Origin of the sequence: Achromobacter sp. HZ34, assembly GCF_002209485.1 — a bacterium.
Classification (GTDB): Bacteria; Pseudomonadota; Gammaproteobacteria; order Burkholderiales; family Burkholderiaceae_B; genus Bordetella_C.
Genome location: NZ_NJIX01000002.1, coordinates 251,942 through 266,127, shown reverse-complemented (window position 1 = coordinate 266,127; position 14,186 = coordinate 251,942). Strand labels below are relative to the sequence as shown.

Here is a 14,186-nt window from a genome sequence, read left to right as displayed (position 1 = left end):
TATCTATTCTGATAAGCTATGAGTGTTTATTTCAAAGATAAGCAATAAGAATGGCTGAGCGCACCCTGGATCTCGATGCCGTCAGGGCATTTGTCCGCATTGCGGAATTGGGCAGCTTTACGCGGGCAGCGGAGGCGCTTCGGACCACGCAGGCCGCGGTCAGCCTGAAGCTGAAGCGTCTGGAAGAAAGGCTGGGCGCCCGGCTGGTCGAACGTACCCCCAGGCATGTCGAGCTTTCAGGGCAGGGCGCCGCTTTCCTGGTCCACGCGCGAGCACTCCTGGAAGCGCATGAACGCGCGCTGTCTGTCGCTGTCAGCGCGCGGCAACGGCTGGCCATCGGCATCAGCGACCATGTGGCGGGGCCAGAGCTTCCCGCGCTCATCGCCCGCATGAATAGCCAGAATCCGCAACTGCTTATCGAAATCCGGATTGGTTCGTCGGGTGACTTGTTGCACGACTTCGACAGGCGCGAGCTGGATACGGTGTTGGTGCGCCAGCACGTCGACCGCAGCGATGGCGAGATGATCGCGGAAGAAAAATTCGGCTGGTTTGCCGTCCCCGGCTGGGAACATCGCGCGGGCGAGCCGCTACCGCTTGCCACGATGGCAGCGCCTTGCGGCGTGCGCGCAATGGCCGAGGAGCTGCTCGACGAGGCAGGTATTGCCTGGACCGAAGTCTTTGTGGGAGGCGGGGTAATGGCCGTGGCCGCTGCCGTCATGGCCGGGCTGGGCGTCGCCGCCTTGTCGCCGCGCATGGTTCCCTTCGGCGCCCTCGACGTCGGTCCCAAGCTGGGGCTGCCCGAGCTGCCCCGGCTTCCCGTTCTACTCTATTCGAGAGTCAAGGACGGGCGGGGGCGGGATGCGCTAGGCGCACTCGCGGCAGCCTTTCGCAGCGCGGTACGGGGTTAGGACGGCTTTGCGCGGCCGCGGGAAGCACGGCGCTGCAGCGCTTCGTGAGCCCAGTGCGAGGGCACGATGCCCTCGTCGCCGAGGACTCTGAGCGCGACAGCAACGATCCAGTCCACTTCGGGACATCCCGCCAGGCCCGGGTGCGAGTCCGATCCCATTGCAACAAATCGGGAGGGGACGAACCTGCCGATCTGGTCGGCAATATGTTGTCCGTATCCTGTGATTGCCAGGACGGGGTTGCGGTTGGCGCCGAGGCAGGCCTCGACATGCGCAGTCCTTTTCATTGCAGCAGGATGCAGCGTATTCCAGCGTTCCGCGGCGTAGCCCTCCCGTGCCAGGCAGGTGTAGCTTGGACAACTCCAAATCTCGCTGTCGACGCCCCACTGATTCCTGAGGACATCGGCGGCGAGCATGACGCGGGACAAGGCCTGGCCCGCGCCGAGTAGCCTTATTACCCTGCGATTGGATGGCGGGGCATGAGTCACCTGATACATACCCCTGGGTGCGTGCGCAAGATCGGCCTGCGGCGGGGCCGGGACGTCACTCGCCGCATTGTGCAGGGTGAAGTAGAAATAGCCTGGCTTGTCGTCGACGTACAGGGCCTGCATGGCCGAACGTAGTATGGACAAGGCTTCGGCGCCCGAGGCGGGATCGTAGGGAAAGCTGTCCGGGCTGCCGGCGAGCCAGAGGGGTACGCCCGGTTGCACGCCTTTGGGCCATCGGGATTTCACCGTTTCGGCGTCGTTGCACAGGATGGCGCGATCCATCGCTTCGCCCATCGCCGCACGCAGCTTTGCGACGGAATCGGAACGCAGCAGGTAGAGGAGGGGCATGTCGAAGTCGTCCTCTGCGTGACGAAACCAGAGCGGCCAGGCGCTGACGTGCCCATCATCCAGTGCTGCGCTGATCGCAGCCCCTGACCGGCTGACGGTCCTTGTCCCGGTCGCCTTCACAAGCAAGACGTCGCTGCCGAATGCTTCGTCCTGCTTCAGGCGCTTGGCGATGGCGTGGAACGCCTCGTAAGGCGTAGCCCTTTCGCACAGGCGCGCCATTTCCGCCGAATCGAGGCATTCGATACACGCGCGCGCAACCTGCCGGCCAGGTCGTTCCGATGGAGACGAAAGAGGGTGTCGCCCAATCATGCTCAGGCCTTCATGCTGAGGGTTGGTTTGTGCAATTGACATGGATTTATGAATTGCAATTGCAATGATTGTATATGCAATTGTATGATGCGGAAAAGCCATGGATGAACAAGCTCATGCCCAACGACAAAGACATTGCGTTCTACACCGCTGACACGCCCAATGGACGGAAGGTCAGTATTTTCCTTGAGGAAGCTGGATTGGACTATGAGCAGTTCAATCTTGACCTGTCGAGGGGAGACCAGCATCAGCCAGGGTTCTTGAGGATCAATCCCAATGGCAAGATCCCCGCCATCGTCGATCGCCGCAAGGATCTGGCCATCTTTGAGTCCGGCGCCATCCTGTCCTATCTCTCATCGGATACAGGATGCTTGCTACCGGAGACGGACGCCGGGCGCGTCGCCGTCCAGCAGTGGTTGCATTTCCAGATCGGCGGTATCGGCCCGATGCTTGGGCAGCTATGGTGGTTCCTGCACGCGTCCAAGAACTGGAATGCCGAGGCCGTCGAGCGTTACCGCGCGCAGTCGCTCCGGCTTTATCAGGTGGCGAACACCCGCCTGGGCGAATCCAGGTTCCTTGCTTCGAACGACTACAGCATTGCCGACATCGCCGCGTTCACGTGGCTGGAGACCTGGCATGAGTTGGACCTGGACATCGAGCCCTTCGAGCATGTACGGCGGTGGCTGGACGTGATTCATGCCCGGCCCGCGGTACAGGCGGGGCTTCTTGCGAGCAAGGGCGCGGTCTGACCCCGGCCCGAGCGCTTCATTTCACCGGGAGGTCGTTGCCGTGAACTGGATCTATCTTTTCCTGGCCGCCGGGCTGGAAATTGTCATGGGCGTCGCTCTCAAACTGAACAGGGGGTGGACAGAGCCCGTGGCGAGCGTCGGCGCGGTAGTGGCCGCGTTAGGCAGTATCTACCTGCTCGCCATGGCGCTGCGTTCGCTGCCAGTCGGTATGGCGTACGCGATATGGACGGGCATAGGCACCCTGGGCCTGGTCATCGTCGGCGTCTGGGCCTTCAACGAAGAAATGAGCTGGAGCCGAGGCTGTTTCATGGGATTGGCGTTTATCGGAATCATCGGTCTGCGCTATTCCGAAGCCGCGGGCAGCTGATCGTCAGCCTGAGTGCGCCCTCCGCAGGGCTTTCAATTGTTTTTCTCTTACACGCTGTGCCTCATCTGGAGCGCCCCGATGCGCCTTCTGAACATCGTATCTTCTCCACGCCGCGAGAAGTCGGCATCCATCGCTATCGCAAACGCCTTTATCGACGCGTATTGCAGGAATGATCCCTCGATCCATGTAGACACGCTGAATGTCTGGGAAGAAGACCTTCCGGATTTCGACCACGAGGCCATAGGGGCAAAATACAAGGGCGTGGCGAACACGCCGCTAAACGACAAGGAGCAGGCGGTCTGGCTGCGGATAAAGTCGCTCGTCACGCGTTTTCAGGAAGCGGATCGCATCGTCATCGGTGTGCCGATGTGGAACTTCGACTACCCGTACAAGCTCAAGCAGCTGATCGACCTCGTCAGCCAGAGGAATATGCTGTTCAGCTTTGACGGCAAGAGATACGGTCCGATGCTCAAGATTCCGCGTGCATTGGTCATCCATGTCCGAGGCCAAAGCGAACAGGCCGGCACGGCCATAGGCGCGCCCGGCTTCGCGTTCCAGGCGGACTACATCGAGTTCTGGCTGAAGCTGATCGGTGTGAACGAGGTCAAGACACTCATGATCGAACACACCTGGGACGGCAGGGCGCAGGAAACCATCGAGCGCGGAAAAGCCGATGCGAGCTATATAGCCTCGGTGTTTTGATACCCACGAGCGGAACCGACCGCATCCAACGCGGCTTTTGCGGCATGCATCGGTTGACCCTCGGTTTCCACCAGCCCGACAGCGCCTGCCATCCAGGGATGCGCGTAGGCAACGACATCATGGCCATCGGCATAGGCTTGACTTGCTGCCTGCGCACACGCCGACAAGCATGCGGCATGTTTGCCTTCCTGGTAAAGCGTCCAGGCGCCGGGGATGAGCCGGACCGTCACGCTGGCACCGGTGGCGGCCGCGTAGCGCTCGAAGAGTGTCCGGTTCGGCGCAACGCTTGATTCGACCGCACACAAAACGGCAAGCTTCTTCCCGGAGCGCGACGCAGCCTGTGCCAATGCGGCATCTGCCCGGACAAAGCGGGATGCGGACGCTTCCATGGTGTCGACCGCGGGCCCAAGCGTTGCACAGGTCACGACTACCGCATCGGCGTCGATAGCCAAATCCCGCAGGACTTCATGGACCAGGTCATGCGCGCTGGGTCCCGCCGATGACTGCTGCTCCATTGCCTGACGCAGATCCGGACGAACGACATGACGAATTTGAGCTGGTGACAAACCCGCTTGCATTGCTGCATGCCCAAAAACGGCTTCGTTACTTTCCATCGTGTGCAAGAAAGATATTTTCACGTGAACAATCCTCTCGAAGTAAGGTTCGACGTGGATACTTCCATTGTCTCGATGTCGCATCAAGGCCATTGGCAATACTGGTATCTTCAGTACCTGCTCTACTGCAGATTCCCCAGGGCGCTCTCTATCACGGCTTCGCGTAGGCGCGCCAAGGCAGGCGAGATTTCCCGCCCGCCTGCGTGCAAGCACAGCTTTACGACGGGGAGGGGAGGCAGGCCATCCTGCTCGCCAAGTGGCCTCAACGTAGCAGGTAAACCGCTGCCTGTTCTCAATGTGATGCCCAGGCCAGCCGCGACACCCGACCAGAGACTGTTCAAACTGGCGGTGGTATAGGCCAGTCTCCATGCGATGTTCGCGCCATTCAATGCCTCCAATCCCGCCCGGCGAAAAAAGCATGGCGGGTTGTACAGCGCCAGATCCAGGGGCCGGCCCGGACGCAGAATGACGGCGTCCGTCGCCGGTCCTATCCACGTCATTGGCAAGGTGGCGACAGGTTCGGCATCTTCGCGGCGTTCATAGCCCATCGCCAGGACGAGATCCAGCTCCCCGCGATCCAGCCGTTCGAGCAGGGCGCCATTGCGCTCGACGGAAACCTCCACGCGTACCCCGGCGTGTGCCTTTTTGAATTGCCCCAGCGCCGCAGGCAGCCAGGTTTCGGCAAAGTCACCGGGCAAACCGAAGCGCACGCTGCCTTCCAGGGACGCCCCCCGCAATGCGATGATCGCTTGATCGTTCAGTTCAAGAATGCGGCGCGCATAGGAAAGCACCTGCTCGCCGGCGTCCGTCAGCGTCAAGCCCCGTCCCTGCCGGCGAAACAGCGGCTGGCCGACTTGCACTTCCAGTTTGCGCATCTGCTGGCTGACGGCTGACTGAGAACGGCCCACCTGCTCGGCGGCACGGACCAGGCTTCCCGCCTGCTGCGCGGTGAGGAAAGTGCGTAACGCATCCATATCAAGATTCGGTAGAAGCATGATGCGGTTTTTCTGAATCGAGGGTGTCGAATTATCGCATCCACGTGGGCGTCGCATACCTATCATGCAAAGGTGCAGCGTGACGAACGCTACGCCCGATGCCCGAGTCGTCGTCCTTCGACACAAGGCGGCGACTCGCGGCAGTCCTTATTCGTAGTCTGGAGAAGAAATGCATCATCGTTCCTCATTCAAGTTTGGTGTCGCCACGGCTTTGTTCGTGACGGCGTCGTTGTCGTCGGCGGTCGCCTCGGCGAATACGCCGGCAGCTGCGTCATCCATGGCGGGTACCTGGACGCTCGTTGCGGCCGATGTCCAGCATCCCGACGGATCGAGAGGGCGTGACTACGGCGCCGCGCCGAAGGGATTGCTGATCGTGGATAAGCAGGGGCGCTATTCCCTGCAGATTTTCAAGTCGGAGCGCCAGCGCTTTGCATCGCCGGACAAGTCCGCCGCCACGCCGGCCGAATATAAGGAGGCCGTCATGGGATCGAGTACGCACTTCGGTACCCTCAGCGTCGACCCCGCCAAGGGCACACTGGTCTTCCACATCCAGAATGCGTCGTTCCCGAATTGGGAAGGGGAGGAGCAAAAGCGGACCTATGAACTGAAAGACGGCACCCTGAGCTACAAGGTGACCGCACGGCCGAATGGCGACGTGCCGATCTCGATCTGGCGCCGTGTGAACTAAGGCTTACTGGCCGCGTCGTGGGTCGATGCGGCCAGTGAACGCGCGGATCGCGCGGACGATACCGGCCGCGTCAAGGCCGCATTCGGCCACAGGCCACCAGGCTGGCGCATGGTGTGCAGCAAGTCGCCCATCTCCAATCCTGGCTAGACGGTGGCGGGGTCGAGTTTCTCCACGTCGATGCCATATCGCTGGATCGCCTCGCTGACGATTGAACGCGGGATCTCGCCATCGCTGGCAAGCGCGCTGAGCGCGGCGAGGACGATGAAGTGGCGATCCACCTCGAAGAAGGTCCGCAGGGACTCGCGCGTGTCGGAACGGCCGAAGCCATCCGTGCCCAGGCTGATGAAGCGACGGTCGTCGATGAATGGCCGGATCTGGTCTCCGATGATCTTCATATAGTCAGTCGCGACCACGACTGGTCCGAACCGGTCCTGCAGGCACTGCTTGACGTACGGCACGCGCGGCTCGCGATCGGGATGAAGCATGTTCCAGCGCTCCGTGGCCAGCCCTTCGCGGCGCAATTCGGTCAAGCTGGTGGCGCTCCACACATCGCTAGGGATGCCAAAGTCCTGTAGCAGCAGGTCGCTCGCGGCGATGACTTCGCGGAGGATGGATCCACTGCCCATCAGCTGGACGTGCGGCCTGATTGGGGATTTCGATGCCGTGGCATGCTCCTGCGCGCCGCCCGCCAGGCCGTCACGCAGCAGATACATGCCCTTGAGGATGCCGGCTTCGCTTCCTTCCGGCAGCCCTGGATTCGGGTAGTTCTCATTGAGCAGGGTGATGTAGTAGTAGACGTCTTCCTGCTCTGAGTACATGCGACGCAAACCGTCCTGGATGATGACGGCCAGCTCATAGGCAAAGGTGGGATCGTAGGAGACGCAATTCGGGATGACGGAGGACAGCACATGGCTGTGGCCATCATCATGTTGCAGGCCTTCTCCCATGAGCGTGGTGCGGCCCGACGTTGCGCCCAGCAGGAAACCGCGGGTGCGCGCATCGCCAGCCGCCCAGGCCAGGTCGCCGACCCGTTGCAGGCCGAACATGGAATAGAAGATATAGAAGGGAATGGCAGCCAGACCATGGTTGCTGTAGGCTGTACCGGCCGCGATCCATGATGCGATCGCGCCGGATTCGTTGATGCCCTCCTGCAGGATCTGGCCGTCCTTGGCTTCCTTGTAATAGCTCAGCTGGCCCGCATCCTGCGGGGTGTAGAGCTGCCCCAGATAGGAGTGGATGCCGATCTGGCGAAACAATCCTTCCATGCCGAAGGTGCGCGATTCGTCCGGCACGATGGGGATGATCAGTTTTCCCAGGACGGGATCCTTGAGCAAGGTCGTGAGAATGCGCACGAAGGACATGGTGGTGGAGACACCACGCTCGCCACTGTCTTTCAATTGCGTGGCGAACGCGCTCAGCGGGGGAATGGGAAGAGGCGCGATCGTGCTGATACGGGCCGGGACATAGCCGCCCAGTTCGGCGCGGCGCCGCGCGAAGTACCGTCCCTCGTCGCTGTCCGGTGCCGGTTTCAGATAAGGCATTTCCTCAAGCTGGTCGTCGGCGACTGGCAGCGAGAAGCGGTCACGGAAGGCGCGTACCGCATCCGCGCTCATTTTCTTCAGCTGGTGGTTGATATTCTGCCCTTCGCCGGCTTCACCCATGCCGAAGCCCTTGACCGTCTTGGCCAGGATGACCGTGGGACGGCCCTCGTTGCTCACCGCTTGCGCGTAGGCCGCATACACTTTCTCCGGATCATGGCCGCCCCGCGTCAATGCCCAGATCTCATCGTCGGACAGGTGCGCCACCAGGTCCAGCAGCTGCGGATACTTGCCGAAGAAGTGCTCTCGCACGTAGGCGCCGTTCTGCGACTTGAAAGTCTGGTATTCGCCATCCACGCATTCCATCATGCGCTGGCGCAGGAGACCGCTGGTATCGCGCTGCAAAAGGTCGTCCCAGCCGCTGGCCCAAAGAACTTTGATGACATTCCAGCCGGCCGCGCGGAACGTGCCTTCGAGTTCCTGGACTATCTTGCTGTTGCCCCGCACGGGGCCGTCCAGGCGCTGCAGATTGCAGTTGACGACGAAAATCAGGTTGTCCAGGCGTTCGCGCCCAGCCACGGAAATTGCCGCCAGGGACTCAGGCTGGTCCATTTCACCGTCGCCCAGGAAGGCCCATACTTTGCGGCCCTGGTGCTGTAGCAAACCGCGGTATTCCAGATAACGCATGAAGCGCGCCTGGTAGGCGGCCGTAAGCGGGCCCAGGCCCATCGACACGGTGGGGAACTGCCAGAATTCCGGCATCAGGCGGGGGTGCGGATAGGACGACAGGCCGTCGCGTCCCGCCTCCCGACGGAAATTGTCCAGTTGTGCTTCGCTGATGCGTCCTTCCAGGTAGGCGCGCCCGTAGATGCCGGGAGCGGAATGGCCCTGGACGTAGACCATGTCGCCGCCGAAGGTGTCGGTACGGCCACGGAAGAAATGGTTGAAACCGACGTCGTACAGGACAGCGGCTGATTGGTACGTGGCGATGTGGCCGCCGACGTTGGAATGCTTGCCCGCCCGTAGCACCATCACCATCGCATTCCAGCGGATGTAGGCGTTCAGGCGCTGCTCGATATTCAGATCGCCAGGGTAGACGGGCTGGCGTTGCGTGGGAATGGTGTTGACGTAGGCACTGGTGACGCGGCCATGCAGGTCGCCGTTGCGGGCGGCGTCGGACTCGGTCAGCTGGTCGATCAGGTAATGCGCGCGCGGGCGGCCTTCCACGGTTTCGACGGCCTGCAGCGCTTCCAGCCATTCTTGGGTTTCCTGCGGATCGACGTCGACCAGCTCAAAGGGGTGATTCACAGCGGCTCTCCAGGTGGAATCGGGTGTAGATGCCTGGCTGCCGGCGGCTGGCCCTGGCAGGCAGGTGCGCCGCAGTCATGCATGATTCTGTTTTCTGATTGCATGTGCAATCGTTGCAATGGCAATTGTAGTGTTGTGTTCTAGAATTGCAAACGCAACTTGAAAAGAGGGGAATCTTTCCATGACGACTGCCGGCACCGACCTTTGGTTTTCTTTCGTGCGCACCCACCGTCTGCTCATCCGCGAGGTGGAGAATCGCCTGTCGGCGGCCAACCTGCCGGTCTATGCCTGGTACGACGCGCTTTGGGGGCTGGAAAGCGGACCCGGAGGCGAACGGCGGATGCACGAACTGGCCGATGCGCTGGCGATCGAGCGCTACAACCTCACGCGCCTGGTGGATCGGCTGGAGCAGGAGGGCCTGGTCAAGCGCACCCGATCCGCCGACGATGGCCGCGCCGCGTTTGTCGCCATCACGAAGGAAGGGCGTGCCTTGCGCAAGAAAATGTGGAAAGTCTATGAGTCCACGGTCGCCGAGGTATTCCTGAGCCAGTTCAGCCCTGAGCAACAGGCCAGCTTCGCCGAGGGCCTGGACCGGACGGCCGCCGTGGCGCGGTCGCTGCGCGCCGGGGCGCCCGCGGCCTGATCCTGGCCTTGGCAGCGGGCCGGAAACGCGCGGGCAGGGCAAGCGCCATCATGGTCAGGACGGCTCGATCGGCTGTCGCTGAGGCGTACGGCTGCTGCCCCGGCGCACCGATCCGCCCAGCATGTTTATCAGAAGGCCGCCTAGCACCAGGCCGGCCGCCAACAGTTTGCGCGCGGTCAGTTCTTCATCGAAGATCGACATAGATGCGAACATGCCGAAAATCGGGACCAGCAAGGTCAATGGCGCCACCAGCGACGTCCGGTACTTGCGCAGCAGGTAATTCCAGGCGGAGTATCCGAATAGCGTCGTTGGATATACGAGGTAGAGTACGGCGGCGAGTCCACGCCAATCGACATGTGTCAGATCGGCCGCGACGCGTTCTGGGCCGTTGACCAGGAGCGCGAATCCCAGCAGCGGAATCGGCGGGATCAGGCTGGACCAGACCGTGAATCCCAGCATATCGGACGCGCCCGATCGCTTGACGATGATATTCGCGATACCCCATGATGCAGCCGCCCCGACGACGAACGCAATCGCCAGGACATTGCCCGAATCCGTCGTTTGGGTCACGGCCAGGACGCCGGCGAAGGCCAGCAGCATTCCCGAGAGTTGGCGTGGTGTGATGCGTTCACCCATGGTCAGGGCACTGAAGCCGATGGTGAAGAACACTTGCAACTGCAGCACCACGGAAGCCAGGCCCGCGGAGAGTCCAAGCCGAATCGCGAGAAACAGCATGCCGAACTGCATGACGCCTAGTACCAGTCCGTACCAGAAGACGAAGCTGAACGGCACCCGGGGGCGCTTGAAGACGAATATCCATGGCAGCGCGCAGAACACGAAGCGCAGGCTGGCGAGCAGGAAAGGGTCGAAAGCACCCAAGCCGATCTTGATGACGGAAAAATTGATGCCCCATAAGGCGGTAACGATGACCGCCAACAACACGTCGCGCGATTTCATGCAGCTTCTCCTTGCAGGATCGCTATAGTCGGGACAGGGGTACCGCTGCGTAAATTGACTAGATATCAATGATCGAGATAAAAAATCATGCAAACGCCGTCCCGCTCGTTTCCTTCGTTTGCTTCGCTCCGCGCGTTCGAGGCGGTTGCGCGGCTGGGACAGGTGGCGCGCGCGGCCGAAGAGCTCAATGTCACGCCCAGCGCTGTCAGCCACAGGGTGAAGGATCTTGAGCGGCATCTGGGCGTCCCGCTGTTCGATGGCGGTCGTCACGGCATCACGCTGACCGAGGCCGGGCGCAGTCTGGCGCTCAACCTGAGCGGGCTGTTCAATCGCCTCGACACCGTATTGCGTGCCGCCACGCCCAGCCTGCCGCAGCACAGGATGACCCTCAGCGTGCATCCTTCATTTGGCGCGTGCTGGCTGGCGCCGCGCCTGGGCCAATTTTTCGAACGCCATCCCGATTTGCTGATCGACGTGCGGCTGACCCAAGCGCTTACCCATTTCGGTACGGACGATGGCGTCGACGCGGCGATCCGTTATGGCGCGGGCGGCTGGCCGGGCCTGCACGCCCTGCCGCTGCTGGAGGATCGCTTGATCCTGGCTTGCAGCCCGGCATTCAGGGACGGGCATCTTCCTCGCACGCCGGCCGATCTCGCGGGCCTGCGCCTGATACGCGACAGCCATGATTCGCCGCGCGACTGGTTCGAGTATTTCGGTCTCGAGTTTCCGCCGATGGAAGAAATCGTGGCGGATGATCCGGCGTTTGTCGCGATCGCCACAATCAATCAGGCGGGAGTGGGACTGTTGCGTGAGACGCTGGTCGCCGACGCGCTGGCGGCCGGCACGCTCGTGTCCTTGTTCGACAAGGCGTGCCCGACCCGCTACGGCTATTTCTTCGTCTGTCCCCTCGCGCGGCAGGCGGAGCCCAAGATCTCGACGTTCCGTTCCTGGCTGTCCTCGGCCGTGGCGTCCCATCCTCGCGATAGCTTCGAAGCCGCCCGGAAAACGGCCGAGTGAAATATTCGAAAAAGCGGTCATTTGAAATTATTATTTTAGAAATAAATAGGCATATCTACCCATTATGTCTGGAGGCCGGCACACTGCATCGCGTTGGGCCGGCCACAACGGTCGGCTTTGTCGGGAAGCGCTGCCAAGCGATCGCCAATCATGCCTGCCTCAAATCAAGAGTCACCCGCATTCCATCATCAATCCGCTGGAGTCGGTGTCAGGGATGGTTGCGAGGCGGATCCGCACCCGCGCCGCTGGCTGGCCCTGCCGGTATTGCTGACGGGCGCCTTCCTGCCTGTCCTCGATTTCAATGTGGTCAATCTGGCGTTGCCTGAAATCCGGCACGACCTGGGCGCGACGGCCAGCGATGCCCAGTTCGTCATCTCTGCCTATGCCGCGATCTATGCGGTATTCCTCATCACCGGTGGCCGCCTTGGAGACTTGCTGGGACGCAAGCGCATGTTCCTGCTGGGCGTTCTGGGCTTCACCGTGGCGTCCGTACTGTGCGGGGTGGCTGCCTCGCCAGCCTTCCTGATCGCCTCGCGCATGCTGCAGGGGCTCACCGCGACACTGATGGCGCCGCAAGTGCTGGCCACGATCCGCGAGATCTTTCGCGATTCCGAACAAGGCAGAGCCCTGGCGCTCTACGGCGCGACCTTCGGGCTTGCCAACATCGCGGGGCAGATTCTTGGAGGGGCGCTGGTCACGCTTCATCCATTCGGTCTGGCGTGGCAGGCAATCTTCCTGATCAACGCGCCAATCGGCCTGGCGGCTTATGTGGGCGGGTGCTACCTGCTTCCCGCATCGCGCGCGCACGCCGATCAGCGCCTGGATGCAGGCGGAGTCCTGCTGCTTTCCCTGACGCTGGGGCTGCTGGTGTATCCGCTGATCCAGGGGCGTGGGGCAGGGTGGCCCCTCTGGACCATCGCCATGCTGTCGCTGGCACCGTTTGCCTTGATCGCCTTCCTGGCTTACGAGCGAGCCCTGACCGCGCGTGGTGGCAGTGCGCTGGTCGACCTGGTGCTATTCAAGGTTCCCGGATTCGCCACGGGCGTCGCCATGGCGTTTCTCTACTACATGCTTTCTGCCTTTTACCTGGCGTATTCCGTCTATCTGCAGGGTGGACTGGGCCTTACGCCGCTGGAAGCGGGCCTGCGCATGCTGCCTTTCGGCCTGGGCTATTTCCTGGCGTCTCTTGCCGCTGCACGCTTGATGCAGCGGTTGGGTCCGCGAGCGCTGACCCTTGGATTCGCAATCCAGGTGCTGGGATTCGGGGGATTGATCGGCGCCATCGGTGCCGATGCCGGGCACCTTGCCGAGATCGCCCTGGCGGTCGCGGGCACAGGCTACGGCATCGTGATGCCTTCCGTCATCAAGGCTGTGATCGGCAATGTCGAAGCGCGGCACGCCGGCCTGGCTTCGGGTGTCGTCATCTCGACGTTCCAGATCGGTGCGGCCCTGGGCGTGGCCGTCATCGGCGGCGTCTTCTATTCCGTACTGGGCCAGTCTCCGACCGCCGCCAGCTACAAGCACGCCTTTGCCGTCACCTTGGGCTGCAACATCGCGCTGCTTGCCATGGGCGGATTCCTGTCGGCCCGGCTGCGTCCTGCCACGCTACGTACGAGTCCCGTCAGGAAAGATCCGCACCGAAAATTTTCTTGATCGGAATGTCTTCAAGAATCACACCCTCAAGGCAGCGGACGTTGATGACCCAGCCTGTGAACGGAACCGCGCCCTGAGCCAATTCTTCGGCAGTGGGGGCACTTGGAATCCTGAATGGCAGGATGCCGCACGTCGGACAGAAATAATCCTTGGCCGTGCGGGTATGCCACTGGTAGATCGTCAGGTCCGTGAGTGGCGTGAGCGGGCGGAACGCTTCGGCGGGAACCCGGTGATTCAAGGCGCCGCGCTTGCGGCAGATAGAGCAATTGCAGCTGCGCACATGATCCAGGTTCATATCGACCTCGAAACGGCATGCGCCACAATGGCATGACCCTCGATATGTCTTCGTCGCCCCCACGCTGGCGTTCATGGTTCCCCCTCCGCGAGCATCGCTTGCAACCTGGCACCTTCGCGCGCGATTCGTGCCACGTTCAGGCTGAGCGCCAGTTCCGCGGAATCCAGCGAGTCGAGCGGAAACCATCGGGCATCGAGGGCATCGTCGCCTGGTACCGGTTCGCCGCTCACGTAGCGGCACAACGCCGCGATCAACAGGAAGTGCCGGTGCAGCGACCCGGAAGCGTCGCGGTCGAAGACATCGACCGCCGTGTAGATGCGCGGCGCTTCGCCGTGGATGCCCGTTTCCTCAAGCAGTTCGCGCAGGACGGCCATCTCGATGGTTTCCCCGAAATCGACCTTTCCACCCGGAAATCCCCACCGCCCTGCGTCGGGCGGATTGGCACGCCGGACCAGCAGGACATTGTCCGAACGGATAACCACCGCGATCGTCGCCGCGATCGGGCGCGAACCCTCGGCGGGCAGGGCGGGAAGAGAAGCAGGTGTCGTCATGGTGGCTTCGCTCATGAGGCCAGTTATGAGGCAAGTAGAGGCAAGGTATTCAATACTAC

The 14,186-nt window shown here is 62.0% G+C and carries 15 protein-coding genes; 8 read left to right on the top strand and 7 right to left on the bottom strand.

The window, feature by feature from the left end; genetic code table 11:
- Nucleotides 1-50: 50 nt before the first annotated feature.
- Complete coding sequence (locus CEY05_RS07925; protein ID WP_088597958.1) at nucleotides 51-908, top strand: LysR family transcriptional regulator; 858 nt, start codon at nucleotides 51-53, stop codon at nucleotides 906-908.
- Here the strand turns inward: CEY05_RS07925 and CEY05_RS07920 are convergent.
- Nucleotides 905-2,152 carry a pyruvate dehydrogenase gene (locus CEY05_RS07920; protein ID WP_143220315.1) on the bottom strand — a complete coding sequence of 416 codons (1,248 nt, stop codon included), beginning with the start codon at nucleotides 2,150-2,152 and terminating at the stop codon, nucleotides 905-907. The genes CEY05_RS07925 and CEY05_RS07920 overlap by 4 nt on opposite strands.
- Before the next feature lie 2 nt (nucleotides 2,153-2,154).
- On the opposite strand from CEY05_RS07920, the gene CEY05_RS07915 reads away from it, so the two are divergent.
- From CEY05_RS07915 to CEY05_RS07905, 3 genes are all read left to right on the top strand, one after another.
- The gene (locus CEY05_RS07915; protein WP_233161426.1) at nucleotides 2,155-2,799 is read left to right on the top strand and encodes a glutathione S-transferase family protein; all 645 of its coding nucleotides are present in this window, start codon (nucleotides 2,155-2,157) and stop codon (nucleotides 2,797-2,799) included.
- A 40-nt stretch (nucleotides 2,800-2,839) separates the two neighbouring features.
- Nucleotides 2,840-3,166, top strand: a complete 327-nt coding sequence (locus CEY05_RS07910) for a multidrug efflux SMR transporter (protein WP_088597956.1) — start codon at nucleotides 2,840-2,842, stop codon at nucleotides 3,164-3,166.
- A 78-nt stretch (nucleotides 3,167-3,244) separates the two neighbouring features.
- Nucleotides 3,245-3,868 (top strand): FMN-dependent NADH-azoreductase, encoded by a 624-nt coding sequence (locus CEY05_RS07905; RefSeq protein ID WP_088597955.1) that lies wholly within the window; start codon nucleotides 3,245-3,247, stop codon nucleotides 3,866-3,868.
- Here the strand turns inward: CEY05_RS07905 and CEY05_RS07900 are convergent.
- Both CEY05_RS07900 and CEY05_RS07895 read right to left on the bottom strand, forming a co-directional pair.
- Nucleotides 3,847-4,506 carry an arylsulfatase gene (locus CEY05_RS07900; protein WP_088598549.1) on the bottom strand — a complete coding sequence of 220 codons (660 nt, stop codon included), beginning with the start codon at nucleotides 4,504-4,506 and terminating at the stop codon, nucleotides 3,847-3,849. The genes CEY05_RS07905 and CEY05_RS07900 overlap by 22 nt on opposite strands.
- Nucleotides 4,507-4,604: 98 nt before the next feature.
- A complete protein-coding gene (locus CEY05_RS07895) occupies nucleotides 4,605-5,477 on the bottom strand; it encodes a LysR substrate-binding domain-containing protein (RefSeq protein ID WP_088597954.1) in 873 nt (290 codons plus the stop codon).
- 169 nt (nucleotides 5,478-5,646) lie between these two features.
- Between CEY05_RS07895 and CEY05_RS07890 the strand changes: the two genes are divergently transcribed.
- Nucleotides 5,647-6,165 (top strand): lipocalin-like domain-containing protein, encoded by a 519-nt coding sequence (locus CEY05_RS07890; protein WP_088597953.1) that lies wholly within the window; start codon nucleotides 5,647-5,649, stop codon nucleotides 6,163-6,165.
- A 143-nt stretch (nucleotides 6,166-6,308) separates the two neighbouring features.
- On the opposite strand, the gene aceE is transcribed toward CEY05_RS07890, so the two are convergent.
- Complete coding sequence (gene aceE / locus CEY05_RS07885) at nucleotides 6,309-9,011, bottom strand: pyruvate dehydrogenase (acetyl-transferring), homodimeric type (protein ID WP_088597952.1); 2,703 nt, start codon at nucleotides 9,009-9,011, stop codon at nucleotides 6,309-6,311.
- 181 nt (nucleotides 9,012-9,192) lie between these two features.
- Between aceE and CEY05_RS07880 the strand changes: the two genes are divergently transcribed.
- Complete coding sequence (locus tag CEY05_RS07880) at nucleotides 9,193-9,654, top strand: MarR family winged helix-turn-helix transcriptional regulator (protein ID WP_088597951.1); 462 nt, start codon at nucleotides 9,193-9,195, stop codon at nucleotides 9,652-9,654.
- Nucleotides 9,655-9,708: 54 nt separating this feature from the next.
- Here the strand turns inward: CEY05_RS07880 and CEY05_RS07875 are convergent, their stop codons facing one another.
- Nucleotides 9,709-10,593, bottom strand: a complete 885-nt coding sequence (locus CEY05_RS07875; RefSeq protein ID WP_158219281.1) for an EamA family transporter — start codon at nucleotides 10,591-10,593, stop codon at nucleotides 9,709-9,711.
- Between the two features lie 105 nt (nucleotides 10,594-10,698).
- Here CEY05_RS07875 and CEY05_RS07870 point away from each other — a divergent pair, with 105 nt between their 5' ends.
- Together CEY05_RS07870 and CEY05_RS07865 are read left to right on the top strand one after the other, a co-directional pair.
- Nucleotides 10,699-11,628 carry a LysR substrate-binding domain-containing protein gene (locus tag CEY05_RS07870; protein WP_088597949.1) on the top strand — a complete coding sequence of 310 codons (930 nt, stop codon included), beginning with the start codon at nucleotides 10,699-10,701 and terminating at the stop codon, nucleotides 11,626-11,628.
- Nucleotides 11,629-11,778: 150 nt separating this feature from the next.
- Nucleotides 11,779-13,281, top strand: a complete 1,503-nt coding sequence (locus CEY05_RS07865; RefSeq protein WP_088597948.1) for an MFS transporter — start codon at nucleotides 11,779-11,781, stop codon at nucleotides 13,279-13,281.
- Here the strand turns inward: CEY05_RS07865 and CEY05_RS07860 are convergent.
- Both CEY05_RS07860 and CEY05_RS07855 read right to left on the bottom strand, forming a co-directional pair.
- Complete coding sequence (locus CEY05_RS07860) at nucleotides 13,250-13,651, bottom strand: GFA family protein (protein WP_233161425.1); 402 nt, start codon at nucleotides 13,649-13,651, stop codon at nucleotides 13,250-13,252. The two genes, CEY05_RS07865 and CEY05_RS07860, sit on opposite strands and share 32 nt — an antisense overlap.
- Nucleotides 13,648-14,142, bottom strand: a complete 495-nt coding sequence (locus CEY05_RS07855; RefSeq protein WP_233161424.1) for an NUDIX hydrolase — start codon at nucleotides 14,140-14,142, stop codon at nucleotides 13,648-13,650. Before CEY05_RS07855 ends, CEY05_RS07860 begins: the two co-directional genes overlap by 4 nt.
- Between the last annotated feature and the right edge of the window lie 44 nt (nucleotides 14,143-14,186).

Bases quoted from the DNA above. Each gene is read 5' to 3' on its own strand.
- CEY05_RS07925 (WP_088597958.1), top strand. From the start codon at position 51: ATGGCTGAGCGCACCCTGGATCTCGATGCCGTCAGGGCATTTGTCCGC.
- CEY05_RS07920 (WP_143220315.1), bottom strand. From the start codon at position 2,152: ATGGCTTTTCCGCATCATACAATTGCATATACAATCATTGCAATTGCA.
- CEY05_RS07915 (WP_233161426.1), top strand. From the start codon at position 2,155: ATGAACAAGCTCATGCCCAACGACAAAGACATTGCGTTCTACACCGCT.
- CEY05_RS07905 (WP_088597955.1), top strand. From the start codon at position 3,245: ATGCGCCTTCTGAACATCGTATCTTCTCCACGCCGCGAGAAGTCGGCA.
- CEY05_RS07895 (WP_088597954.1), bottom strand. From the start codon at position 5,477: ATGCTTCTACCGAATCTTGATATGGATGCGTTACGCACTTTCCTCACC.
- CEY05_RS07890 (WP_088597953.1), top strand. From the start codon at position 5,647: ATGCATCATCGTTCCTCATTCAAGTTTGGTGTCGCCACGGCTTTGTTC.
- CEY05_RS07880 (WP_088597951.1), top strand. From the start codon at position 9,193: ATGACGACTGCCGGCACCGACCTTTGGTTTTCTTTCGTGCGCACCCAC.
- CEY05_RS07870 (WP_088597949.1), top strand. From the start codon at position 10,699: ATGCAAACGCCGTCCCGCTCGTTTCCTTCGTTTGCTTCGCTCCGCGCG.
- CEY05_RS07865 (WP_088597948.1), top strand. From the start codon at position 11,779: ATGCCTGCCTCAAATCAAGAGTCACCCGCATTCCATCATCAATCCGCT.
- CEY05_RS07860 (WP_233161425.1), bottom strand. From the start codon at position 13,651: ATGAACGCCAGCGTGGGGGCGACGAAGACATATCGAGGGTCATGCCAT.
- CEY05_RS07855 (WP_233161424.1), bottom strand. From the start codon at position 14,142: ATGAGCGAAGCCACCATGACGACACCTGCTTCTCTTCCCGCCCTGCCC.